Raw genomic sequence first — 24028 nt, 5'->3', positions numbered from 1 at the left:
AAGCAGGAGAATTAAATGTCTGAATTGCTGCAAGGCAAGATCGCGGTCATCACCGGCGCCGCGTCCGGTATTGGCCTCGCCACCACCGAGGCGCTACTGGAAAACGGTGCAACCGTCGTCATGGTCGACTGGAACGAGAAAGCCCTGAATGAACTTGTCGGTAAACTCGGCAAGCGCGCCATCGCGCAGGTCACGAACCTTCTGGATGCAGACAGCTGCAATGCCATGATCCCGGAAATCCTTGAGAAGGTCGATCACATCGACATTCTCTACTGCAACGCAGGCACTTATATCGGTGGCGATCTCACCGAAACCACGCCGGAAGCCATCGACAAGATGTTGAACCTCAACGTCAATGCCGTGATGAAGAATGTACAGGCCGTCGTGCCGCACATGTCGGAGCGCAAGACCGGCGACATCATCGTCACCTGCTCGATCGCCGGACATTTCCCGACCTATTGGGAACCGGTCTATTCGGGTTCGAAATGGGCGATCACCAGCTTCGTGCAGGGCATGCGTCGCCAGATGATCCCGCATGGTGTGCGCGTCGCGCAGGTCTCTCCCGGCCCGGTCGTCTCGGCCCTTCTGGCAGACTGGCCGGAAGAAAATCTTCGCAACGCCAAGGAATCGGGTAGCCTCATCGACGCGAGTGAAGTGGCCGATGCGGTTGTTTACATGCTGACCCGCAAGCGCACCGTCACCATCCGCGACATGCTGGTGCTGCCCACCAACTTCGACCGCGTTTAAACTACACTCCCAAGGAGTATCGCAAATGGCTTCCTACCTGATTGGCGTCGATGTCGGTACCGGCTCTGCCCGTGCCGGTGTCTTTGATGTGGCGGGCAGGCTTCTCGCCACCGCCAAGCGCCCGATCACGATGCATCGTGAAGACGGCGGCATAGCCGAACAATCGAGTGGTGAGGTTTGGAAAGCCGTTTGCGACAGCGTGCGGGAAAGTGTCTCGCGCGCCGGCATAGATCCCGCAGCCGTGGTTGGCATCGGTTTCGATGCCACCTGCTCGCTCGTGGTGCGCGGGCCTGAGGATGAGACCCTTCCGGTCGGCGCGCCGGATCATCCAGAGCGCGATATCATCGTCTGGATGGATCACCGCGCCGTCGAACAGGCGGAGCGGATCAATGCGGGCGAACATGCCGTTCTGAAATATGTCGGTGGCCGGATTTCCCCGGAAATGCAGACGCCCAAGCTGCTCTGGCTTCGCGAAAACAGGCCGGATATCTATGCGCGCGCCGAGCACTTCTTTGACCTGACGGACTTCCTGACCTGGAAAGCCTCAGGCGCGCTCGATCGTTCCGCGTGCACGGTTACCTGCAAGTGGACTTATCTCGCCCATGAGGAACGTTGGGATGCGGAATATTTCACCCGCATCGGGCTTGGCGATCTGGCGGAGCAGGGATTCCGCCGTATCGGTGAAAGCGTCGTTCATCCAGGCACGGCGCTGGGTAATGGTTTGACCGATGAAGGCGCAAAAGCCATGGGGCTGGTTGCTGGAACCGCCGTTGCCGCCGGTCTGATCGATGCGCATGCCGGGGGTGTCGGCACGGTGGCTGCGGGCGGCGACGCTTCGCGGTGCCTCGGTTACGTCTTTGGTACCTCTTCCTGTACCATGACAACCACCTCGGAGCCGGCTTTCGTGCCGGGTGTTTGGGGTCCCTATTATTCCGCCATGGTTCCCGGCGCATGGCTCAATGAAGGCGGCCAATCCGCCGCCGGTGCGGCCATTGATTATCTGGTGCAATTGCACCCGGCATTTTCAGAGGCAAAGGCGCTTTCCGAAAAAGAAGGCAAGTCATTACCTGCATGGCTTGCCGACCGTGCACTGGCTTTGGCCACGTCTGCTTCCGCTGCCGTGAAGATTGCCGAGAATTTTCACGTGGTGCCGGAGTTCCTCGGCAACCGCGCGCCCTTCGCCGATCCTCATGCCCGTGCCGTCATTGCCGGTTACGGCACCGAGACGGGGGTGGATTCGCTTGTCGCGCTTTACGTGGCGGGGCTTCTCGGCCTCGGTTACGGGCTTCGCCAGATCATCGAGACGCAGGCGCGTCATGGCGCTCCCGTGGAAACGATCAGTGTCAGCGGCGGCGCGGGCGCGCATCCGCTTGCCAGACAATTGCTGGCGGATGCGACGGGGCTTTCGGTTGAACTCACTGAATGCGAGGAGCCGGTGCTTCTGGGATCGGCGATGCTCGGCGCGGTTGCTGCCAAGGCCTATCCCGACCTGATTTCCGCAATGCCCGCCATGTCGCGTATTGCCAAATATTCGGCACCGGACGCTGCATTCAGCCAAGTGCACCAGTCACGCTACGACGCGTTTCTGGCACTGCAGAATGCGGCGCGCGCCATTCGTTCCGCAAACCATTCCTGAAGCGCCACAAGCTTCCATCGTCCGGCCGTTTTGGCCGCAAAATAAAGAGGATTCCATGCAGTTTTCCGGAAAATCCGTCATCATCACCGGCGCAGGCAAGGGCATCGGCCGTGCCTGCGCTATCCTGATGGCCGCGCGCGGTGCTGAGGTCGTGGCAATCAGCCGGACCCAGTCCGATCTCGACAGCCTGAAAAGCGAAATCGGCGGACGCTCGATCCGTGTCGATCTCGCAGATGTGGCGTCGACGCGGGCCGCGATGGTCGAGGCGGGTCCATGCGATTTTCTCATCAACAGCGCCGGCATCAACGTGCTCGAAAGCGTGCTTGATATGAGCGACGAAGGTTATGAGGCTGTGCTCGGCATCAATCTGCGTGCAGCGCTCATTGCCTGTCAGGAATTCGCCCGCGCCCGCGTCGCAAAGGGTGGCGGTGGCGCAATCGTCAACATCACGTCAATTGCCGGTCATCGCGGTTTTCAGGATCATCTCTGCTACGCGGCCTCGAAAGCGGGGCTTGAAGGCGCAACCCGCGTTCTTGCCAAGGAACTCGGGCCGCACGGCATCCGTGTCAACGCCGTCGCACCAACAATCACGCTCACTGAACTGGCTGCCGAAGCATGGAACGATCCGGCCAAGAGCGCACCAATGATGGTTCGCCATCCGCTGCAGCGCTTTGCCGAGGCCGAAGACGTGGCACAGAGCATCGCACTGCTTCTGTCAGATGATAGCAGCATGATTTCCGGCGCGGTGTTGCCCATCGATGGCGGGTTCCTTGCCGTCTGACGTTTAAGGGATGCGCGGGGTGCAAATGCATCGCCGCGCATCCTGTTCCAGGACTGGATATCCGCTCAGGTCAGATCCGGATGTCTGCCAACCAGCTGGTTGCGTTTTGCTTGAAGAATTTCCTTCTGTTCTTCAAGTTTGAGCAATTCGTCGTCTATCTCCTCGACGCTTTTCTCGATGTGCAGATATTGCTCTGCAAGAAGCGACTTCGCTTCCTTTCGGCTAGACGCATTCGGCGTGTCGCCATAAAGCGGCCGGTTGGCGGTTTCCTTGAGGAAAAATGTCGTCACAATGCCGAAGATGGCCGCGACCATGAGATAGTAGGCCGGCATATAGATATTTTCCGTTACCTCCACCAACCATGCAGTGAGCGTCGGCGTGAGTCCGGCAACGATGATCGAAATATTAAACGCGATAGCCAGCGCGCTGTAGCGGATGCGGGCCGGGAAAAGGGCCGGGAGGGTGGATGCCATTATCCCGATCAGGCAGTTGAGTGCGACCGCCAGGATGAGCAGGCCGAAGAAAATCTGAACAACCTGTCCGCTGGCGATGAGATGAAATGCCGGCAGTGAAAGAAACAGGATCGCCGTGCTGCCAACCGCCAGAAACGGCCTGCGTCCGATCCGGTCGCTCAAAAGCCCGATGGCGGGCTGGACGAACAGCATGCCAACCATAACCGCGATGATGATGAGGACGCCATGGTCCTCGCTGTAATTCAGCGTCTTCGACAGATATGTCGGCATGTAGGTGAGCAGCATGTAATAGGTGACGTTGGTCACGAGGACCATGCCTATGCATATTGCCAGCGAGCGGGAATGTTGGCTCACGATCTCGGCGATGGGAACCATGGGGCGCTCTTTCAGCGACTGCCGGTCTTCTTCTTCAGAGCGCTGCAGGCGTTCGGTGAAGGCTGGTGTTTCTTCTGCCGCGTGGCGCAGATAAAGCCCGATCAGCCCGAGGGGTGCCGCCAGAAAGAACGGAATGCGCCAGCCCCAGTCGAGGAACTTGGCTTCACCCATCGCGGTGCTGAGCAGCACGACGAGCCCCGCGCCAAGCACAAAGCCGGCGATGGAGCCGAAGTCGAGCCAGCTTCCAAGGTAACCGCGCTTCCGGTCAGGCGCGTATTCCGCCACGAAAATGGCCGCACCGGTATATTCGCCGCCAACGGAAAACCCCTGGGCAAGCTTGCATAACAGCAACAGAATGGGTGCCCATATGCCGATGGTGGCATAACCGGGGATGAGGCCGATACAGAAGGTGCTCGCGGCCATGATGATGATTGTCAGGGAGAGGACTTTTTGACGCCCGAATTTGTCGCCCATGGCGCCAAAAAATACGCCCCCCAAAGGGCGGATGAGGAAGGGGACGGAGAAGGTTGCGAGCGCCGCCACCGTTTGAACGGCGGGTGACGCGTCAGGGAAGAAGACCTTGCCGACGGCATAGGCGACGAAGCCGTATACGCCGAAGTCGAACCACTCCATCGCGTTACCGAGAGCGGCTGCCGTAACTGCTTTTTTGACCTTCTCGTCATCGATGACGGTGACGTCGTCGATGCTCAGCGGAGTGGCCTGTATCTGGTTGTTCAATCACTGTCCCCCTGAACTGCATTGCGCCCGAATTTTTTGAGCGCCATGAAAATGCTCGATACGCTTAAGCGTTCCATCGGTCGGCAGAACAATCGGGCCTTAGCTCATCTTATGGGGAGTATGGGCGGGGTCGTCCGACAGGAGAAAAAAGAACGCCCGGCTGGTAGCCGGGCGTTTTTTAAAGATTAGTGGTGATGCTCAGGCATTTCCTTGAGCTGATCCTTGGTCCACGAGGTAATCGCGTGGACATCGCCGTCTTCATCGCGCATGAAATCGAGATCGCTGAGCGGTACTGCGACGGGCTTTGCGCCGATGCCGAGAAAGCCGCCGACGTCGATGATCGCGGTGCTTGCCGCGCCGACGCCATGGACGTGATCGACCTTGCCGACCTTGTGGTCATCTGCGCCATAAACTGTTGCACCTTCCAGAACCGACGGGGTCAGTTCGGTTTCAACGAGGCGTACGTGATTGGCATGATCCATTTTTCTTCCTCCTGCTTGGGTTGCGATATGGAAACTCCCGCAGTGCAAAACCGTTCCATCGCGTCTGGGGGATTTTGGGCTAAACCGGTTGTCTGAACGCTTAGGAGACTGGTATGAACTCCAGCGGACCGCCCGCCGCAAAATCACGCTTGAAAAGATTGAACACGTGTGCAATATGAACGCGTGTTCAATCTTTTGAGAGATGGTTATTCCGCATGGACCTGATGCCTTATCCGGATACGTTGGCAGCCCGTGCCGAACTGTGCCGCAGCGCTATTCTTTCCGCCGGGGAACTGGTGCTGAAAGGCTTTCAGGGCGAGGCGACACGCAGCTTCTCGATGAAGGGCCCGCAGGACTTTCTGACGGTGACGGATGCAGCCTCCGAAGCGCATATTCGCGGCGCGATCTCGGCCTGCTTTCCTAAGGACAGTTTTTTCGGCGAGGAGGGCGGCGGTGTGATCGGTGATCGCGTCTGGGTCGTTGATCCCGTGGACGGCACCGCAAATTTCGCCCGCGGCATTCCGCACTTCTGCATCTCCATCGCCTATGTCGAAAACGGGCAAACCGAAATCGGCGCTATCTATAATCCGGCTCTGAATGAACTTTATTTCGCCCGACGCGGCGAGGGGGCAACGCGTAACGGGCAGCCGATCCAGGTTGCGCAGACGGAACGTTTCGATGCGGCCTCGATCGAAATGGGCTGGTCGACCCGTATCGCGAACGCCACCTATCTTGATGTCGTCAAGAACCTGCTCGATATGGGCACCAATGTGCGCCGCGCCGGTTCCGGTGCGCTGGCGCTTGCCTATGTGGCCGATGGCCGCTCCGATGCCTATCTCGAATTGCACATGAATTCATGGGATTGTCTTGCGGGACTGCTACTCGTCAGCGAAGCTGGCGGCGACGTCTGCCCTTTCCTGGAGATCGGTAGTCTTGAAGATGGCGGGCCGGTGCTGGCCGCAGCCAGCGGTGTTGCAAGCGGCGTCAGTCGGGCATCGAAGATACCTTTGGCAGAGCGGCAGCCTTCGGATCGGCAGCGGGCCGTATCGGCCTGAGTTTAGACGAGCGCCCGTCCGTGAAGGGTGCTTGGTGCATGTGGAGGAATGAGATGGATGGACCCGTTTATGCCCGGCCTGCGATCAGCCTGATTGCGGAAGGGCTCGGCCCGCGTAACGTTGCGCTCTATATCGGCGGCAGCGATGGTGCGAGCGACCTTGGGCTCCTTCACCGGCACGGCATTACCACCGTCGTCAACTGCGCCGTCAATCTGGATATCAATCTCGTGCAGGCGTCGGCGGAAGATGGCGACAGGTGCGCGGTGGGGTATGGCGACATCCGTTATTATAAGCTCGGTCTTATCGACGGCGAAGGCAGTCCGGACACGATGATGCTGGGGGCCTATTATATTCTCGACGGCGCATTGCGGCAGACCATGCCGAAGCGCGAAACCTATCCGTTTCCCGATGGCGGCAATGTGCTCGTCAATTGCCGCAGCGGCCGCAGCCGCTCGGTATCGCTGGTCGCGCTTTTCCTGCACAAGCAGCAGCCGCATCTTTACCCTAACCTCGACGATGCACTGGCTGTGATCCGCACGAAGCGGGAATTGCGGCCGGACGAATGGTTCGAGACACCGAAACCGATGCTTTATGCTGCTGCCCGCCGCGCTTCCGACTGGATCGATATGGTCGAAGGCAGAAAGACTGTCCAACCATGCTGAAACGCACGCTTCCTTCCGTCGCCGTCATTGCCGACGCCCATTTCCATGACACGGCGGCCGATTTCGGTTTTCCCGGAATAGAGGTCGATGGAGAACGCATCACCATGCGTAGCTGGTCGGATACACGCGAATCCACCCGTGTTTTCAACGAAAGCGCCGATGCGCTGCATGCTGCACTCGAAGAAGTGCGGCAGCGGGGCATTCGCCATGTGGTGCTGCTTGGCGATTATACCGACGACGGCCAGCGCGCGACATCCGAAACGCTGAAGGGTATTCTGGAGCGTCATCGTGATACCCATGGCACCGCCTTTTATGCGCTGCCCGGCAACCACGATATTTTCGGCCCGCGTGGCCGACATCATACCAAGGAGTTTCTAACGGAGAACGGCAAATGCCTTTCCGTTTCAAGCGATGCGCGGCGGGCCGGTGATCGGGTGGTGATCAGCGACCGGATGTATTGCGAAGGCTACCCCGTTGGCCTTGGCCCGATGGGGGCTTTCGGATATTTCCGCCAGCCGGACTATCTGCATTGGGAAACACCGTTCGGGCTTTCCGATGCGACGGAAGATCGTCTCTACGAGGTGCGTTCCCCCGATGGCACCAATATCTACTGGCTGATGGACGCATCTTATCTGGTTGAGCCGGAGCCGGGCCTCTGGCTGCTCATGATCGACGCCAATATTTTCGAACCGCTTGACGGCACTTTCGAGACGGGTGAGGAAGCGGCTTTCACCGACAGTACCTCTGGCGGCTGGAATGCGCTTTTGCGCTGCAAGCCCTTCATCATCGACTGGATTGCCGATGTGCGCAAAAGAGCGCAGGCGCTCGGCAAGACTTTGCTCGGCTTTTCGCACTATCCGGCGCTCGATCCCTTCGATGGCGCAAGCGGTGCCGAAAGTGCGCTGTTCGGCGAAACCAACGTGGTGCGTCGCACGCCGCGCAAGGCGGTTGAGGATGCGCTGGTTGAGGCCGGGTTCCAAGTCCATTTCAGCGGGCATCTGCATGTGGAAGGCGTAACCCGGCGTGGGGAAGGGGAAACCTCGCTCACCAATATCGCCGTGCCGTCTCTGGTTGCCTTTCCACCCGCCTTCAAGGTCGTCCATCCCCAGCAGCACGAGATTTCCATCGAGACGGTGGAAATGGCCGCGCTGCCGATTAACAGCCGCATTTGCCGGGGGTATGCGCAGGAAATGGCACTTGCGGGCGAGGATGAGGACCGCGCATTTGCGGCCGGCAATTATGGTGATTTCCTGCTTGGCCACAAACGCGCGCTTATCAGGCATCGTTATTTCACCAAGGAGTGGCCAGCCGGGATCGTGGCGGCGATTGCGGATAAAACCATATCCGAGGTTATCGGCCTGCTTGGTGAAAAAAGCCTTGCCTCGCATGATGCCGGGCTTTCCTCCGATCTGCCGATGTTCGAGCTTATTGCTGACTGGTATTGCCTGCGTCAGGGCGCGGGGCTGGCGCTTGTCCATATCGCGCCTCAACGGCTTTCCCTTTACCGGATGCTGGCGGAGCGGTTCGGCCGTGAGCCCGATCACCACGACGGTTCGGTTAAGAGTTTTATCGAAATCTTCTTCGGTGCCCTTGGGCTGTTTCTCGACCGTGCCGAAGGCGGTTTGCGGCATCTGGAGCTCCGTCTCACACCGCAACTCCAATCCGTTGCGGTGTGATCCGTAGGTTTTTTCGACGCAATCCACGATGTGAACGGGGCAGATCAACGTCCCCTCGGGGAAGAGTGGCGGCAAGCAGGACAGGCGAGGTGATCTAGTGGAATCGGTCGTTGTCAGCATCAATCTGTTCGGCGCGGTGGCGCTGCTGCTTTTCGGCCTTGGGCAGATCAAGGACGGAATGTCGCGTGCCTTCGGCGCCAAGCTTCGCATCGGGCTTGCCGCCGGTACACGGGGAGGGTTTCGCTCCTTCATCGCCGGTCTCGTGGCGACGATCGCCCTGCAGAGTTCGACAGCCACGGCGCTGATGGTTGCCTCCTTCGTTGAAAAAGACTTGATCGCACCGGCGATGGCGCAAATCGTGCTGCTCGGCGCGAATGTGGGTACTGCGACGACCGCGTGGATTGTCGCACTCGGTCTTGGCTGGCTGTCGCCGATGCTGATCCTTGCCGGTGTCATTCTATTGCGTGGAAAGTCGGTGCAGCGGCAGGGTGCGGGTGCTGCCCTTGCCGGTGTCGGCCTGATGCTGCTTTCCCTGCATCTTCTTTCCGCGGCGACGGATCCGATCCGGCAGTCGCCGGCGCTTAACCTCTTCATTTCCATGCTCGGCAATGCCTGGCCGGTCGCGTTGATCTTTTCCGCGGTGCTGGCCGTGCTGGCATCATCGAGCCTTGCCATCGTCGTCCTCATACTCTCGCTTGCGGCAAGCGGCGGCATTGAAACAAGCCTCGTTATCGTGCTGGTACTCGGCGCCAATCTCGGCGGCGCGGTTCCGCCGGTGCTGGCGACGTTGAAGGCGCCGGTCGCGGCGCGCCGGGTGGCGCTTGGCAACCTCATCGTCCGGACCACCGGCTGTGTCGCAGCCCTGCCTCTTGCCGGGTACGGCGCGGCACTGCTCGACATGTCGCCTTTCTCGCACGCCAATCTAGCGGTCGATGCGCATCTCCTTTTCAATCTTGCTGTTGCCGCGATCGCATGGCCGCTATCGCCGTTGTTGCTGCGGATGACGACCGCGCTGCTGCCGGAAAAAGAGGGAACCGAAAGCCGCCGCAGCTATCTCGACAGTCATGATCTGGGTCAACCGGTTGCGGCGCTTGCCGGTGCAAGCCGCGAGGTCATGCTGGTTGGTGACCTGATCGAGCGCATGCTGCGTCAGGCGAATGACGCCATGCGCGACAGCGATCTTTCCAAGCTCAATGATATCAGTACGCTGGAAGGCCGGGTCGACAGTATCCAGCATGCCATCAAGGTCTATGTCTCAAAGGTGGGCCAGGACGGTTTGTGCCAGAAGGATCAGCGACGTGCGATGGATATCGTTGAATATGCCATCAATCTCGAACATATCGGCGATATCATCGAGAAGGGCATCCGCCCGGAAATCGCCAAGAAGATCAATCTTGGTCTCAGGTTTTCCGATGATGGCAAAAGCGAGCTGGAACGTCTATTCTCCATCACGCTCGACAATATCCGCATGGCGCAATCCGTTTTCGCCACCCGCAATGCCGACCTTGCCCGTCGGCTGGTGGAGGTGAAGGAAGACGTGCGCCGGCTGGAAAAACAGTCATCGGAGCGACATCTCCAGCGCCTGCGCGACGGCCTGACCGACAGCATCCAGACAAGCTCAGTGCATCTCGACATGCTGCGCGATCTGAAGCGCATCAACGCCCATATCGCCGCCGTCGCACATCCGATCCTCGATGAAAGCGGTCTCCTGATCGAAAGCCGGATCAAGCAGGCGGGTTGAAGCCATGCCAGTAAAACGGCGCTGTGGTTTTTGCCCAGGAGTGCTCTTCTAGCGCGCGGTGATCCTTTCGACCATCTCAACGGGCACGACCTGAAGCCGGGTCTCGGGCTCGTCGCTGTCGAGGGCGGTCAGGACCTTCTCGGTCAGCGCGTCAAAGGATTGGGCAACGGTCGTCAGCTGATAGCTTTTCCAGCCCGCCTGCGGAATATCGTCGAAACCGACAATCGACAGGTCTTCAGGAATTCGGCGGCCCATCTCTAGCCTTGCTGCATCCATGAAGCCAAGTGCCAGCAGATCAGTCACGCAGAAGGCGCCGTCTATTGTCTTGTCCGTCAGCAACTCGCAGCCTGCCTGATAGCCGCTGTCATAACTCGTCGGACCGCCCGACCATGGAACGACCTCGATACCCTCGATGCTCATGCGCTGGGTGAAAGCGCCGGCGCGGCGCAGCTGTGCCGGTGTCTGGCTGCCGCTGGAAACGACCGCGACCTTCCGGCATTTTGCCGCCACAAGCCGCATGGCGGCGAGATCGGCGCCGTGGGAATCGTCGCTCAGCACCATGTTCGTATCGGTCCGGTCGAGGCGCTGGTTGATGAGGATGAGGCGCACGCCATTGGCAATGCATTCGTCGACGATAGATGCTGGCGGCTCGCCGGAGAGTACGACGATGGCCTGGGCGCGAAACTCGAAAAGCAGTTCGATCAGCGGCGCGATATCCTTGCGTGCATCGGCCGCATTCAGCAGCAGGCATTGCAAGCCGCGACGCAGAAGGCCGATGCTGAGGAGGTCGAGCTGTTTTGAAATAAACGGCGAGCTGAGATTGGCACCGACCACCCCGATGAGATTGGATCGGTCATTATTGAGGCCCTGGGCCAGACGGTTGACGCGGTAGCCAAGCTCATGCGCGGCTTTCAGCACCTTGCGCCGGACGGCCTTCGATACGCTGCCGCCGGGGGTGAATGTGCGCGAGACGGCGGAGCGCGAGACACCAGCCTTTTTCGCCACCTCTTCGGCCGTCACGAACCCTCTCGCCATTCAACTTCCCCGTTGCAAAACCTCATGTCTGATATCACAGGCCATAAGGGTCGACTATTCCAATCGAAATATTTCAGGTGCGAAGCGCTTTTGCTGATGGAAGGCGGTTCTCGCTTTCGCCGGCAAATATATCGTCCTTTCCATTTTCATTCTGCGGGAAAAAATGACTGCTTATGCGTCGATAAAAAAATTTGCAAAACACGTTCAATAAAACCGTTTAAAAACAATGGCATATATCAATGATCACGTGTGCATTTTTTCGTTGACAAAATGCCGTTTAGGATGGATCATGCATTCCAAGGTTAAGCGCTATATGGAATATTTATTCCACGTTTTGCTTGCCGGCGATGTTTCCGGGAGGAGCTGGATCATCGTTGCTCGCGGGCCTGATGTGCCCGCTGCTGAAGCATTGACGCATTGCTCATGTTCGACGCACGCGCCGCCTGTTCCGCAGGTTGCGCGCAGGCAGATGCTTGCCGGCGTGTCGGAGCAATGTTGCGGCCATATGGGGAGGAATAATGGCTCTTTTAAGCGAATCAACGAAGGCGGAGGCACTGGGGCGTCCCCCGGCGACCGCGCCTTCGGCATGGCAGGCCTGGCGATATCGCCTCAAGGTCGCGCTCAGGGAGCCGACGACGCTCATCGGCGTGCTAACGGCGTTACTTTTCACCTATCTGATCGTCGTTCCGATCATCTCTATCGTTCTGGATGCCGTCCGTGTCCAGTTCGGCCACGAACGGCGTCTTGGCAAGGATGTCGGTGACCTCACGCTCTATTATCTCGACAGGGCGTTCTTCTCGCCCGTCGCAACGGATCTTTTCTGGCATCCGCTCTTCAACACGCTCACCGTCGCTTTGGGGGCGATTGCGCTTTCGCTTGTTATCGGCACGGTGCTTGCCTGGCTTATCAGCCGCACGGACATGTTCGGTCGCCGCTGGTTCGCGACCGCGCTGATCGTGCCCTACATGCTGCCCGCATGGACCTTCGCTCTCGCCTGGACGACGCTGTTCAAGAACCGCACCGTTGGCGGCCAACCCGGCTGGTTCGAGGCGATGGGCCTGACACCGCCGGACTGGGTGGCCTATGGGCGCTTCCCGATCACCATCATCCTTGCCCTGCATTACACACCTTTCGTTATCCTGCTGTTCGGCTCGGCGCTGCGCCGCTTCGACTCGCAGCTGGAGGATTCGGCCCGCATTCTCGGCGCTCATCGTTATCAGGTGGCTTTGCAGGTCATCCTGCCCTTGATGCGCCCGGCGCTGCTCTCTTCCATGGTGCTGATCTTTGCAAAGTGCCTTGGCGAATTCGGCGTACCCTATGTTCTCGGGCTTCCCGTGAAGTTCGAAGTCCTCTCGACATCGCTGTTCCGCAGCATCGCCTCGCGCCAGACCGGTGTTGCCGGCGTCGTTGCGGCCTCGATCATGCTCATCGGCATCATCACGCTGATGATCGATGCCCGCCTGGTTCGCGAAGCCCGCCGTTTCGTGACGATCGGCTCGAAGGGGTCGATGAACCGGCAAAGCCGCCTCGGCAAAATGCGTCTTCCGGCAACGGGCTTTGCGGCCGCTGTCTTCATTCTCAGCGTCGGCCTGCCTTTGCTCACCCTCGCTCTCTCGACCGTCATGAAGATGCCGGCCAAATTCACGTTCGACAATTTCACGCTCGATTACTGGATCGGCAGCAATCTCAACACGGTGGCCTTGCAGACCGGCGTTCTTTTAAGCCCCGATCTATGGGCAGCCGCGAAGAACACGATGATGATCGTTGGTCTTGCCTCGCTCGCATCTGGCGTCCTCGGCCTTCTGGTCGGGTATGTCGTCATCCGCACGCCGGTGCGCGCCCTGTCGGTCTATCTGCGTCAAGTCACGTTCCTGCCCTATCTTGTGCCCGGCATCGCCTTTGCCGCCGCCTATCTCTCGCTGTTTGCGGTTCCGCGAGGGCCGATGCCGGCGCTCTACGGCACGGTGACGATCCTTATCCTCGCACTGATTGCCGACCAGATGCCCTATGCCTCGCGCGCCGGTATCTCGGCCATGACACAGCTTGGAAAGGACCCGGAAGAGGCAGCACAGATCGCCGGTGCCGGTTGGTTCCGCCGCATGGTCTCGATCGTCATCCCCATCCAGAAGGGATCGCTGGTGACGGGGGTTCTCCTGCCCTTCATCTCGGGCATCAAGGGCTTGAGCCTGTTCGTGATCCTCGCGGTGCCGAGCACGGATGTTCTGACCACCTATTCGCTGCGGCTGGTCGACTACCACTATACGCAGGCCGCAAACGCCGTGGTGCTGATCATCGCTGGCATTGCCTATTTCGGTACCCTGTTGGCCCAGAAGCTGACCCGCACAAATCTTGCAGAAGGACTTGGAAGCTGATGCCTACCATCAACCTGCGCGGGGCGCAGAAGAACTACGGCGTGAATTCCGCAAATGCGGTTTCCGATCTCGATCTCGAAATCCGCGACGGCGAATTCATGTGCCTGCTTGGCCCTTCCGGCTGCGGCAAGACCACGACGCTGCGCATGATCGCGGGTCTTGAAAGCCTCTCCGGCGGTGAAATCCGTGTCGGCGACAGGGTGATAGATTCCGTCAATGACGGCATATTCGTGCCGCCGGAAAAGCGCGAAATGGGGCTCGTCTTCCAGAGCTACGCGCTCTGGCCACATCTGACCATCGAGCGCAACACCGATTTCGGCCTGCGCCTACGCAAGCTGCCGAAAGCCGAGCGGGAGGCACGCGTCGAGCGCGTCATGCAGGCGCTCGACATTGCCAAGTACCGCGACCGTTATCCGTCACAGCTTTCCGGTGGGCAGCAGCAGCGTGTGGCGCTGGCCCGCATGCTTGCCGTCAATCCCGGCGTGCTGCTTCTGGATGAGCCGCTGTCCAACCTCGATGCCCGGCTGCGGCTGGAAATGCGCGCCGAGCTGAAGCGGCTGCACAAGGAGTTCAAGACCACCATCGTCTTCGTGACGCATGACCAGTGGGAGGCAATGACACTTGCAACGACAATCGCCGTCATGAACGAGGGCACGCTCCAGCAGATGGGTACGCCGAACGATATCTACGACCGTCCGGCCAACCGCTTCGTCGCCGAATTCGTCGGCAGTCCGCCGATCAATATCCTGACCTTCGGCCAGCCCGGCGTGTCTGATATCGCCGACAATGCGGAGGCTTATTTCGCAACGCGCTATCCGCAGTTGCGCGGCATCGCCTCGGTCGGCATGCGGCCAGAGGCGATGGGTTACACGGCAAGGTCTGAGGATGTACCGCAGGGCAGCCTCTTCGGTGAAATGACGGTGACCGGCGTGCTTCCGACGGGCGGCAGCTGGATTCTCGAATTGAGGAGCGAGAACCACACGCTGTTCCTGACCACCCATGCCCTGCCGCGCGTCGATAGTGGCGACCGTGTGTTTTTCCACGTGCCTCCCGACGCCCTGCATGTGTTCGACGCAAAAGGGCAACGGATTACCGAAGCGGACGCCGTGCTGAGGAGCAGTAGCTACAACTGACAACGACGAAAAGACTGACAATCGCTTGCTGAAGGAGGAGCAGTATGAAGCGGAAAATGACGGGCGGCCTTAGCCGTCTCCTGTGTGCAACGGCAATTCTGGCAACGTTTGGCGGCGTGGCGAAGGCGGGGGAGCCTTTCGACCTCAACGCCCTGATCGAGGCTGCCAAAAAGGAAAAGCCGATCACCGTCTATGACAGCACGGGCAAGATCGTGGAAATGGCGAAGAATTTCGCCAAGAAGTATGGCGTGGGCGCGGAGGGTGCGAAGGTAAAGGCAACAGCGCAGCTGGAGATGGTCATCCGCGAGGCGCGGGCCAACAATATTCAGGGTGACGTCTCGATCATCAGCGATGCCCCGGCGGCGATGGCACAGCTTATTCCAATGGGCTTTGTTGAAAGCTGGTTGCCGCCGGATCTCGCTGGCAATATTCCGCCGGAATATCAGGATCCGCTGACCGTCGTCACCAGCGCCAATGTCTGGGCCTACAATACCGAGCTTTTCGACAAATGCCCCGTTTCCAATATCTGGGAACTGACCGACCCGAAGTGGAAGGGCAAGGTGGCGATGCAGGATCCGCTCGGCAAGGCATCCTATGTCGACTGGTTCAACCAGATGGCTAAGCATGGCGATGGGGAGGTGAAGGCGGCCTATAAGGCGCTTTACGGCAAGGACCTCGAGACCGCAGAGTCAAGCGCGACAGCGGCCTGGGTCAAGGCACTTGCCGCCAACGCGCCGCTGCTGACCGATGCCGATGCAGCGGCGGAGGAAGCCGTTGGCACGCCTGGCCAGAAGCAGCCCTTCATGGGCCTCATCAGCTCGGCGAAGTTTCGCGATAATGCCGACAAGGGCATGAAACTCGGCCTCTGCAATGAGCTGAAGCCGTGGATCGGCTGGCTTTATCCAGGTGTCGGCCTGATCACCACGGGCACGGATAGCCCCAATGCTGCAAAGCTCTTCATTCACTACGTCATGACTGCTGAAGGCATCGCGCCGCAGGCGATCGACGGCAAGATGTCCACCAACAAAGACGTAAAACTGCCCGCCGACGAACCTTCGGGTATCGGCGCCGTGCTCGACCGCGTTCTGCCCTACAGCATGGCCACCAGCCTGGAAGACTGGGATGCGCGCGAAACCTGGCAGGACTTCTGGCGCGTGAATTACAAGAAATAATGGGGGGACCGACACAGTGAATATCATGACCAAGAACCGATGTGGTGGCGAGCGGCGGCGGCGGATGGCGGCTTCAGCCCTTTCCCTTATCTTCTCGCTGGCGCTTGGCGGTGCTGCCCACGCGCAGGACGCCTTTAATCTCGATGCGCTCATCGACGCCGCGAAGAAGGAAAAACCGATCACCGTTTATGCGGTGACCGGCAAGATCGTCGACACCGCACAGGCCTTCACCGCCAAATATGGCGTGCAGGCAAGCGGCAAGAAAGTGAACGAGGCAACTCAGGTCGAGTTGATGATCCGCGAACATCGCGCCGGCAATGTCGTCGGCGATGTCAGCGTCGCAACGGATGTCGCCTCCGCCATGGGGGAACTTCTGCCGGAAGGCATTGCCACCAGCTGGTCGCCACCGGATATGGAAAGCGATATTCCGCAAAAGCTGCGCGATCCGCTCGTGGTCGTTTCGGATCCGCATGTGTGGACCTACAATACCGAGAAATACGACAAATGCCCGGTCACCAACATCTGGCAGCTGACGGAGCCGCGTTGGAAGGGCAAGCTTGCCATGCTCGATCTCTTCGACAAGCCGCTTTATGCCGACTGGTTCAACCAGATCGAAACCCATCATGATGCCGATGTCGCCAAGGCCTATGAGGAGCTCTACGGCAAGAAGCTGGAAACGGGCGAAAAAAGCGCGACGGCTGCCTGGGTGAAGGCCTTTGCCGAGAACGCTCCCCTGCTGACGGACTCGAGCACGGTTGCCGATGCGGCGGGCGCTCCGGGACAGACCGATCCCTTTTTCGTCATCACCTCGGCGGCGAAATACCGCGATAATGAGGCCAAGGGGCTGAAGCTCGGTCTTTGCAGTGGCGTCAAACCGTTTTCCGGGTTCCTCTATCCCGGCTTCGGCCTGATTGCCGGGCAGACCAAAAGCCCGAATGCTGCAAAGCTCTTCCTTCACTATCTGATGACGGAAGAGGGCATCTCGCCGCAGACGGTCGATGGCAAAATCTCCGGCAACACGAAAATCGGTCTGCCGGCGGACGAACCATCGCGGGTAGCCGATCATCTCGACGAGTTGATGGCCTTTGATGCCGCAACGGCGGCCGACGACCTCGACAAGCGCGAAGGCTGGCAGGATTTCTGGCGTGTGAACTACAAAAAATAACGGCAGGGCAGGCGCGAGCCTGCCTTGCCTTTTCCTTGGGAGGGGAACGATGAGAAGAAGCAGATTTTTACCGATGACGGCGATAGCCATCGCCGTTGCAGGCTTATCCGCAATGGGGGCTGCAGCCGAAGAAACCTTCGATCTCGATGCGATCTTGGCGGCGGCGAAGCAGGAAAAGCCGATCAATATCTACGACAGCACCGGCAAGATCGTGGAGATGGCCGACAAGTTCAGCGCCAAATACGGGTTAAAGGCGACAGGCGTGAAGGTTTCCGCCAACAGCCAGCTGGAAATGATCATCCGCGAAAGCCAGTCCGGCAATGTGCAGGGCGACGTGGTGCTGATCACCGATGCGCCATCGGCGCTCGCGCAGCTTCTGCCAGCGGGTTTTGTCGAGAATTACCTGCCGGGCGACATGGTTGCGAAAATCCCGGCCCAGTTCCAGAACCCGCTGGCAATCTCCACCAACGCCAATGTCTGGGCTTACAATACGGAAGCCTATGATAAATGCCCGGTGACCAACATCTGGGAACTGACCGAGCCGAAATGGAAAGGCAAGGTCGCCATGGTCGATCCTTTGAGCAAGAGCACCTATACGGACTGGTTCAACCAGCTCGAAGCCCACGGCAACGAGAAGGTGGCGGCCGCCTACAAGGCCCATTTTGGCAGGGATATCGAAAAGGATGCGGCCGCAGCCTGGATCAAGGCGCTGGCGCAGAACGGCCCGCTTGCCACCGATGGCGATGACCCGGTGGCAGAGGCCGTCGGCGCACCCGGCCAGAAGCAGCCCTTCTTCGGCCTGCTCAGCTCTGCCAAGTTCCGCGACAATGCCGACAAGGGCTACAAGCTCGGCCTCTGCACTGGTCTCGATCCCTGGGTCGGCTGGACCTACATCAAGCTTGGGCTCATCGCCTCCAAGACCAAAAGTCCGAACATGGCGAAACTCTTCGTCCACTACATACTGACGGAAGAGGGCATCGCACCGCAGATGAAGGACGGCAAGCTGCCGACCAATATCGACATCAAGATGCCGGCTGACGAGCCGTCGGGGCTGATGAAGGTTGCCGACAGGCTGATGGGTTACGAGTCCGCCACCGGCCTCAACGATTTCGATCGTCGCGAGGAATGGCAGGATGTCTGGCGCGTCAACTACAGGAAATAATCCAGGCTGGCGCGGTCCTGCCGCGCCGGTCCCTCCTTTGCGAAAAAAATAGACTGGATACGCCGATGCAAAGCCCTTCTTCGACTGAAAACAAATCTGGAAATGAGGAGGCGCTTTCCCGCTCGGTGCGGCTGATGAAAATCGCCGAAGCGGCGGCGCGTGCCGTGCGCGATCCGCTGCTGGTGGCATTCCGCTCTGATATGGCGGTGGATTACAAGGTCGATCTCCACGACATCGTCACCATTCACGACAAACGCGCCGAAGCCGCGATCCGCGCCGTCATTCTCGAACGGGAGCCGAATTCGGCGATCATGGGCGAAGAGGGTGGCCAGATCGGCAACGGCGAGGTGCAATGGTATGTCGATCCGATTGACGGCACGGCGAATTTTGCCCGTGGCCTTGCCTTCTGGTGCGTATCGATTGCCGCCGTCATCGGTGGGGAAGCCGTTGCCGGCGTGGTGTACGACCCCGTGACTGACCAGATGTTTTCCGCCGACCTCGAGGCTTCTTATCTCAACGGCGACAGGCTGCGCTCCCGCAGCGTCGCAGATGAAACCCGGGCGACGCTTATCACGGGCTATCCGGTCTCGCGCGATTTCCGGCTGGATGGGCGGGATGCGGCGCTTTCCAATTTCGGTGCGCTTGTCGAGACCTTTTCGACGCTGCGCCGGCCCGGCAGCGCTGCACTCAGCATCGCGCATGTGGCGGCTGGCTGGACAGATGCTGCTGCGGGCTTCGGCGTCAACGCCTGGGATGTGGCAGCAGCCATCCTCATTCTCAAGAATGCCGGGGGAACATACGAGCCGCTGACCTTGGGGAAGGTGGCGGAGGGGTCGGCCGATTTTCTCTGCCCCGGCTATATCGCTACGGGCGAGGGGGCGAATTACCAGACATTGCAGCGGGTGGCGCGATCCATATCCGCAAGCCGCATAGCCAGGGCAGCGATCTCGCCAAGCCAGACGGCTGCAAACGCCTGAACAAGCAAGGACATGACGGCCGCCACATCGGCGCCGATGGAGACAAGACATGCCGCAACCGGAAAAGACCCTATCCCGCGAACAGGAAACCGGCGAATTGCCGAAGCTCAGCCGCATCTATGAGCGGCATCCTCTTTATGGCGTCGATCTCTTCATTTCAGGTAAGGAAGGCGCCAGCGATCTGAAGCTTCTGCGTGAAAACGGCATCACCACCGTCGTCAATTGCGCCGTCAATCTCGACTTCAACTTCGTGGAGCAGCCGCAGATCGTTTCCGATCATGAAGGCAGCGTCTATGGACCCGGCGAAATACGTTATTACAAGATCGGCCTGATCGACGGCGATGGAAATCCCGATACCCAGATGGTTGCGGCCCATTACATCCTGCGGGCGGCGCTCGAACAGATACTGCCCGACAAGCCGTCCTATCCCCGGCGCGAGCGCGGCAGCGTGCTGATCAATTGCCGCGGCGGCCGCTCGCGTTCCGTCGCCGTTGTTGCGCTCTTTCTGCATATGACGTTGCCGGTGGAATTCCCGACGCTCGACGATGCCATCAGCTTCGTACGCGTGAAGCGTGAGCTGCCTGAAAACGAATGGTACAAGGCGCCGAAACCGGTGCTTGCGGAAGCAGCCCGCCGCGCCGCCGGCTGGATTACCACGATCGATGCCGCCCACTAGAGCGGAGGACGGTTTTCACCGGTCGGCCGCTTGCTTGGTGACGCAAATGTGGAGACGGGCCGTGGCTTGCACGTCACGTCGCCATTTCGAAACGGGTTCGGGATTTTTCCAGCTCACGCCTCGGGAAGCGTGGTGTTCCAGACCCGGACCTTTTCAATGTTTCTGTCCGAGCAGGAAACGATCTCGAACTCGAACCCGTCGCCGGAAACACGTTCGCCGATCTCGGGAAGGCGATTGAGGCGCCAGAGGATGTAGCCGGCGACGGTGGAGTAACGATCGTCCTCGTCCACCAGATCGATATCCAGCAGATAGGATACCCGTCTCACGTCGACAGCGCCGTCCAGCAGCCAGGAACCGTCCTCTGCCCGTTCCGAAATCTGCGATTCCTCGCCCTCATCCGGAAATTCGCCGGCGATAGCCTCGAGAATGTCGGTAGGCGTCGTTATTCCCTGAAGCGTGCCGTATTCGTCGACGATGACGGCCATCTGGAGCGGGGATTTGCGCAGCTGCTCCATGACCTGCAACGCGGTGGCGCTTTCATGCACGACGAGGGGTTGGCGCAGCGAGCGCTCTAGGTTCAATTTGCCGTCATGCAGAAGATCGCGCAGCAAGTCCCTTGTTGCGGCGACACCGAGGAACGAATCCAGCTTGCCCTGCGCGAGCATCAGGCGGGAATGGTCGAGTTCCAGCAGGCGGTTCCTTAGCGTATCGTGGTCGGCGTCGACATCGAGCCAGTCGATTTCCGTCCGTGGCGTCATGATTGATACTACCGGGCGCTCGGCAAGCGTAAGGACACCGCGGATCATGTCCTTTTCCTCGGATTTGAACAGGTCGCTTCGTGCCGCCTGTGCCGCGATGACGTCGGCTGTCTCGCCAAGGGACTGTTCTTCGCCGACACGGCCGCCCAGAAGCCGCAGAATGGCATCGGACGTCCGCTCACGCATATCACCGGCGGTGATACGTCTTTCGCGATTGCGCCTGCCAATCTGGTTTGCCGCCTCGATGAGCACGGAAAAGCCGATTGCGGCATAGAGGTAACCCTTGGGAAGGTGGAAGCCGAAGCCTTCGACGATCAGGCTGAAGCCGATCATCAACAAGAAGCCGAGGCAGAGAATGACCACGGTGGGGTGTTTCGACACGAAGCTCATCAGCGGCTTCGATGCTGCCATCATCACGGCCATGGCCACGCAGACGGCGGTAATCATCACCCAGAGATTGTTGACCATGCCGACGGCGGTGATGACGCTGTCGAGCGAGAACACGGCATCAAGCACGACGATCTGCACGATCACCTGCCAGAAGACGGCATGGACGACCTTGCCCTGTTTTGGCTTATGCGCGCCCTCCAGCCGTTCGTGCAGTTCCATCGTTCCCTTGGCGAGCAGGAACGCACCACCGAGAATGAGGATGAGGTCGCGCCCGGAGAAGGAGAAGTCCGCGACCTGAAATAGCGGCCGCGTCAACGTCACGATCCATGAAATCGAAAACAGCAGCAGAATGCGCATGACAAGCGCCAGCGACAGACCGACGATCCGCGCCTTGTGGCGTTGATGCGGCGGCAGCTTGTCGGCGAGGATCGCGATGAAAACGAGGTTGTCGATACCGAGGACGACTTCGAGGACGATAAGGGTAACGAGGCCGATCCAGATATTTGGATCTGCGAGGAATTCCATGGTCAGGGGCCTTTATGGGAACGGGCGCGAACGCAAAAAGCCCCGGACTGAACATCCGAGGTTGAAACCCGTTTCGTTGAAGAAAACAAGAAAGGACGAGGCTGGCTTCGCTTTACGCAAGCCAGCCTCGTTCGGTGTCGACTATCGTCGGTACTGTCGCCTTCGTCAGGCATATCGCGGAATTATCCCACTATCAGTCAATTCATGTGCACGTGGCAGTAGCAGATTCCGGGCGGTCGGGGAAGCGTTTTGCGTGCATCATCCTTTGCGAGGCAGATTTGCAATCCTCCCTGCAAGGGCATTATCGCGTTTTTTCACCGATATCCGAGGTGGTTCGCTTGTCGATGGCCTTGCCATCGAGGATGCCTCTCAGAACGTCGAGGCGCTCGTTGATAAGCCATCCATAGTAGTTTTCAACCGGCAGCAGGTTCTTTGCGCCTGCATCCACGGCCGTCCGCAGGCGTTCGGCGCGACGCCGGGGTTGGCCGACATTGTAGAGAGTGGCGGTGATGCCGGGATTGCCGGAAATGTCGAAGCCTTTTTCCCTGTAGGCGTCGATGGAATCTCGAAGGATAGCGGCGATGTAGATGATGCTCCGGTCAGGATCCATGACGTCACGGTAGATCTCTTTCGGCCTGTCGGCGGAGAGTTTCGGCAGACCACTGGTTCTGTTTACGAGATCGGTAACCTGCAGCGCCGTCAACGGGCTGATCTGGCCAAGACCAAAGGTCTGTCCGGCATAGAAGGGCTGGAAGAAGGCCCGCTGGAACGAAATCGCTTCATAGCTCACGCCATCGACGACCTTGCCGCGGAAACTTGCATCCCAAACGATATCGCGGCAGCTCCATTGCTCGGATGTCGTGGCAAGCGTCGCGCAGGAGCGGAATTCCGGACGCTCGAGAAACGTCTTCAGGGCAACGCCCTGATAGCTGAATTTTATATCGAGTTCCGCATAGGAAATGGCCTTGACGTAATATGTCTGAAGGCGGTCCACGGCGGTGACGTTGAAAGTGTGTTCGCCAACGATGGCGCCGACGATGTGGATAGGATCGATGCCATAGGCCGCTCCCGCCTTCCTGATCTTGCCGAGTAGACCGGGTTCGCTGTTTAGAAGATCGACCGTCTTGCGGAATTTTTCCTCATAGGTCGTGGAAAACGCCCTGGTCCTGATCGCCGAGGCCTGAGGTATTTCCGGCTGTTGGGCGGAGCGGTTTCCGGGAGGTACGACGACCATCTGCTGCGCTGCGGCATTTGAGGGCAGGCAGGCCAGTGCCAGAATGACAGCGGCCGCGCGGGTGGTCTTCGCAAACAGGCTCATGCAGCGTTCTCTAATATATGGATTACTATTGCGTGACGGCCTCTTCATAGGCAGGCCGCCCCGGCGTGGCAAGTTCCCGCTGCTCACTTTACCGTTGCTGGCCGTTCAGATGCCGTGGCTACCCCGGCGTTATCCCAGTCAACGCCGCTCCTTGTCGGGACCATAGGGAGCGGAATTATCGGGTTCGTTAAAAGTCGAGCATTTTGTTTCATGTGAACTCAAATCGCCACCGGTAGGTCATGTCGTCAGGAGACGAACATGACCCATCTCATCAAATTGCTGCAAGCATGTTTCATTCTGGCCGTCGCGGGTTTCGCTGCGCCGGTGCAGGCGTCTCCTTCGATGCAGACTGGCAAGTTCACGTCGCAGCCCATCGGGCATTACGATTTCTGCAAGCGGCATACGGATGAATGTCAGCCGGTCAGGGAAATGCCGCCGCTCAGTCTTACGCCTGATGTCTGGGCTACCCTTGTTTCGATCAACAGCGCAGTCAATATCGAAATCGACCAGCGTTCCGACATGGAAGTGTGGGGTTACGAGGACTATTGGGAGTATCCCTATAACGGCGCGGGAGACTGCGAGGACCTCACGCTGGAGAAACGGAAACGGCTTATGGATGCCGGTTTCCCGGTTTCCGATCTGCTGATCACCGTTGTCCGGGACGAAAAAGGCGATGGCCATGCCATCCTCACGGTAAGAACGGACCGCGGAGATTTCATTCTCGACAATATGAAATCGAAGATCTTTCGCTGGGACGAAACGCCCTATACCTATCTCAAGCGTCAATCCACGGAACATGCCGGTCGGTGGGTGGATATTGAAGGCTCCGGTTCGCCCGCCATCGCCGCCCGCGAGGTTGGCCGGGCCACCGCCACCTCCGCAACCGCGCGCCGCAACATCCTCGACATCATCATGGGGCGCTGAAGCTTTCACCTCGTTGCGGATCGGAAAGCCCCGAAGGGCCGCCCGGTCCGGATAT

General features: G+C 59.3%; 20 protein-coding genes. 15 read left to right on the top strand and 5 right to left on the bottom strand.

All coding sequences use genetic code 11. The annotated features are described in order from the left end of the window. Positions 1-15: 15 nt before the first annotated feature. From ACZ5A6_RS21700 to ACZ5A6_RS21690, 3 genes are read left to right on the top strand one after another with little or no spacing between them, the layout of a single operon-like run. Positions 16-747, top strand: a complete 732-nt coding sequence (locus ACZ5A6_RS21700; protein WP_065705768.1) for an SDR family oxidoreductase — start codon at positions 16-18, stop codon at positions 745-747. A 25-nt stretch (positions 748-772) separates the two neighbouring features. Further along, the gene (locus ACZ5A6_RS21695; protein ID WP_464111398.1) at positions 773-2383 is read left to right on the top strand and encodes an FGGY-family carbohydrate kinase; all 1611 of its coding nucleotides are present in this window, start codon (positions 773-775) and stop codon (positions 2381-2383) included. Between the two features lie 55 nt (positions 2384-2438). Continuing rightward, positions 2439-3164, top strand: a complete 726-nt coding sequence (locus tag ACZ5A6_RS21690) for an SDR family oxidoreductase (protein ID WP_065705833.1) — start codon at positions 2439-2441, stop codon at positions 3162-3164. Positions 3165-3229: 65 nt separating this feature from the next. On the opposite strand, the gene proP is transcribed toward ACZ5A6_RS21690, so the two are convergent. Further along, complete coding sequence (gene proP, locus ACZ5A6_RS21685; protein WP_025595114.1) at positions 3230-4750, bottom strand: glycine betaine/L-proline transporter ProP; 1521 nt, start codon at positions 4748-4750, stop codon at positions 3230-3232. A 185-nt stretch (positions 4751-4935) separates the two neighbouring features. After that, the gene (locus tag ACZ5A6_RS21680) at positions 4936-5232 is read right to left on the bottom strand and encodes a PRC-barrel domain-containing protein (RefSeq protein WP_003518197.1); all 297 of its coding nucleotides are present in this window, start codon (positions 5230-5232) and stop codon (positions 4936-4938) included. A gap of 215 nt (positions 5233-5447) precedes the next feature. On the opposite strand from ACZ5A6_RS21680, the gene ACZ5A6_RS21675 reads away from it, so the two are divergent. The 4 genes from ACZ5A6_RS21675 to ACZ5A6_RS21660 all read left to right on the top strand — a co-directional run bounded on the left by ACZ5A6_RS21675 (position 5448) and on the right by ACZ5A6_RS21660 (position 10366). After that, the gene (locus ACZ5A6_RS21675) at positions 5448-6287 is read left to right on the top strand and encodes an inositol monophosphatase family protein (RefSeq protein WP_464111397.1); all 840 of its coding nucleotides are present in this window, start codon (positions 5448-5450) and stop codon (positions 6285-6287) included. A 53-nt stretch (positions 6288-6340) separates the two neighbouring features. After that, positions 6341-6949 (top strand): dual specificity protein phosphatase family protein, encoded by a 609-nt coding sequence (locus ACZ5A6_RS21670; RefSeq protein WP_019566888.1) that lies wholly within the window; start codon positions 6341-6343, stop codon positions 6947-6949. After that, positions 6943-8625: a metallophosphoesterase family protein gene (locus tag ACZ5A6_RS21665; protein WP_065705772.1), complete on the top strand. Its 1683-nt coding sequence runs from the start codon at positions 6943-6945 to the stop codon at positions 8623-8625. Before ACZ5A6_RS21670 ends, ACZ5A6_RS21665 begins: the two co-directional genes overlap by 7 nt. Before the next feature lie 97 nt (positions 8626-8722). Further along, positions 8723-10366: a Na/Pi cotransporter family protein gene (locus ACZ5A6_RS21660; protein WP_065705774.1), complete on the top strand. Its 1644-nt coding sequence runs from the start codon at positions 8723-8725 to the stop codon at positions 10364-10366. Positions 10367-10414: 48 nt separating this feature from the next. On the opposite strand, the gene ACZ5A6_RS21655 is transcribed toward ACZ5A6_RS21660, so the two are convergent. Next, a complete protein-coding gene (locus tag ACZ5A6_RS21655) occupies positions 10415-11401 on the bottom strand; it encodes a LacI family DNA-binding transcriptional regulator (protein ID WP_003518188.1) in 987 nt (328 codons plus the stop codon). 518 nt (positions 11402-11919) lie between these two features. Here ACZ5A6_RS21655 and ACZ5A6_RS21650 point away from each other — a divergent pair. The 7 genes from ACZ5A6_RS21650 (at position 11920) to ACZ5A6_RS21620 (ending at position 20058) form a co-directional block, all read left to right on the top strand. Then, on the top strand, positions 11920-13773 hold the full coding sequence (locus ACZ5A6_RS21650; RefSeq protein ID WP_019566891.1) for an ABC transporter permease: 1854 nt from the start codon (positions 11920-11922) through the stop codon (positions 13771-13773). After that, positions 13773-14906, top strand: a complete 1134-nt coding sequence (locus tag ACZ5A6_RS21645) for an ABC transporter ATP-binding protein (RefSeq protein WP_464111396.1) — start codon at positions 13773-13775, stop codon at positions 14904-14906. The genes ACZ5A6_RS21650 and ACZ5A6_RS21645 overlap by 1 nt, the downstream gene beginning before the upstream one ends. Positions 14907-14950: 44 nt before the next feature. Further along, on the top strand, positions 14951-16078 hold the full coding sequence (locus ACZ5A6_RS21640) for an ABC transporter substrate-binding protein (protein ID WP_464111395.1): 1128 nt from the start codon (positions 14951-14953) through the stop codon (positions 16076-16078). A gap of 64 nt (positions 16079-16142) precedes the next feature. Beyond that, the gene (locus ACZ5A6_RS21635) at positions 16143-17243 is read left to right on the top strand and encodes an ABC transporter substrate-binding protein (RefSeq protein ID WP_111802281.1); all 1101 of its coding nucleotides are present in this window, start codon (positions 16143-16145) and stop codon (positions 17241-17243) included. Between the two features lie 73 nt (positions 17244-17316). Then, positions 17317-18405, top strand: coding sequence for an ABC transporter substrate-binding protein (locus ACZ5A6_RS21630; RefSeq protein ID WP_080801794.1), 1089 nt, complete (start codon positions 17317-17319; stop codon positions 18403-18405). Between the two features lie 65 nt (positions 18406-18470). Beyond that, complete coding sequence (locus ACZ5A6_RS21625) at positions 18471-19382, top strand: inositol monophosphatase family protein (protein ID WP_065705776.1); 912 nt, start codon at positions 18471-18473, stop codon at positions 19380-19382. Between the two features lie 49 nt (positions 19383-19431). Beyond that, entirely contained in the window at positions 19432-20058 is a 627-nt protein-coding gene (locus tag ACZ5A6_RS21620) for a dual specificity protein phosphatase family protein (RefSeq protein ID WP_013762253.1), read from the top strand. 113 nt (positions 20059-20171) lie between these two features. On the opposite strand, the gene ACZ5A6_RS21615 is transcribed toward ACZ5A6_RS21620, so the two are convergent. Then, positions 20172-21731 (bottom strand): TerC family protein, encoded by a 1560-nt coding sequence (locus tag ACZ5A6_RS21615; RefSeq protein ID WP_019566897.1) that lies wholly within the window; start codon positions 21729-21731, stop codon positions 20172-20174. 301 nt (positions 21732-22032) lie between these two features. Next, complete coding sequence (locus ACZ5A6_RS21610) at positions 22033-23049, bottom strand: DUF1402 family protein (protein ID WP_003518169.1); 1017 nt, start codon at positions 23047-23049, stop codon at positions 22033-22035. Positions 23050-23307: 258 nt separating this feature from the next. On the opposite strand from ACZ5A6_RS21610, the gene ACZ5A6_RS21605 reads away from it, so the two are divergent. Beyond that, positions 23308-23973 (top strand): transglutaminase-like cysteine peptidase, encoded by a 666-nt coding sequence (locus tag ACZ5A6_RS21605; protein ID WP_065663440.1) that lies wholly within the window; start codon positions 23308-23310, stop codon positions 23971-23973. The last annotated feature ends 55 nt before the right edge of the window (positions 23974-24028 follow it).

This window comes from Agrobacterium sp. 6Ca8 (assembly GCF_055382765.1).
Note: the sequence above shows the minus strand (reverse complement) of the source record. Positions and strands in the feature narration are given on the sequence as shown.

Bases quoted from the DNA above. Each gene is read 5' to 3' on its own strand.
- ACZ5A6_RS21655 (WP_003518188.1), bottom strand. From the start codon at position 11,401: ATGGCGAGAGGGTTCGTGACGGCCGAAGAGGTGGCGAAAAAGGCTGGT.
- ACZ5A6_RS21690 (WP_065705833.1), top strand. From the start codon at position 2,439: ATGCAGTTTTCCGGAAAATCCGTCATCATCACCGGCGCAGGCAAGGGC.
- ACZ5A6_RS21635 (WP_111802281.1), top strand. From the start codon at position 16,143: ATGGCGGCTTCAGCCCTTTCCCTTATCTTCTCGCTGGCGCTTGGCGGT.
- ACZ5A6_RS21630 (WP_080801794.1), top strand. From the start codon at position 17,317: ATGACGGCGATAGCCATCGCCGTTGCAGGCTTATCCGCAATGGGGGCT.
- ACZ5A6_RS21675 (WP_464111397.1), top strand. From the start codon at position 5,448: ATGGACCTGATGCCTTATCCGGATACGTTGGCAGCCCGTGCCGAACTG.
- ACZ5A6_RS21670 (WP_019566888.1), top strand. From the start codon at position 6,341: ATGGATGGACCCGTTTATGCCCGGCCTGCGATCAGCCTGATTGCGGAA.
- ACZ5A6_RS21625 (WP_065705776.1), top strand. From the start codon at position 18,471: ATGCAAAGCCCTTCTTCGACTGAAAACAAATCTGGAAATGAGGAGGCG.
- ACZ5A6_RS21615 (WP_019566897.1), bottom strand. From the start codon at position 21,731: ATGGAATTCCTCGCAGATCCAAATATCTGGATCGGCCTCGTTACCCTT.
- ACZ5A6_RS21665 (WP_065705772.1), top strand. From the start codon at position 6,943: ATGCTGAAACGCACGCTTCCTTCCGTCGCCGTCATTGCCGACGCCCAT.
- ACZ5A6_RS21645 (WP_464111396.1), top strand. From the start codon at position 13,773: ATGCCTACCATCAACCTGCGCGGGGCGCAGAAGAACTACGGCGTGAAT.
- ACZ5A6_RS21610 (WP_003518169.1), bottom strand. From the start codon at position 23,049: ATGAGCCTGTTTGCGAAGACCACCCGCGCGGCCGCTGTCATTCTGGCA.
- ACZ5A6_RS21650 (WP_019566891.1), top strand. From the start codon at position 11,920: ATGGCTCTTTTAAGCGAATCAACGAAGGCGGAGGCACTGGGGCGTCCC.
- ACZ5A6_RS21700 (WP_065705768.1), top strand. From the start codon at position 16: ATGTCTGAATTGCTGCAAGGCAAGATCGCGGTCATCACCGGCGCCGCG.
- ACZ5A6_RS21605 (WP_065663440.1), top strand. From the start codon at position 23,308: ATGACCCATCTCATCAAATTGCTGCAAGCATGTTTCATTCTGGCCGTC.
- ACZ5A6_RS21640 (WP_464111395.1), top strand. From the start codon at position 14,951: ATGAAGCGGAAAATGACGGGCGGCCTTAGCCGTCTCCTGTGTGCAACG.
- ACZ5A6_RS21695 (WP_464111398.1), top strand. From the start codon at position 773: ATGGCTTCCTACCTGATTGGCGTCGATGTCGGTACCGGCTCTGCCCGT.
- ACZ5A6_RS21620 (WP_013762253.1), top strand. From the start codon at position 19,432: ATGCCGCAACCGGAAAAGACCCTATCCCGCGAACAGGAAACCGGCGAA.
- ACZ5A6_RS21680 (WP_003518197.1), bottom strand. From the start codon at position 5,232: ATGGATCATGCCAATCACGTACGCCTCGTTGAAACCGAACTGACCCCG.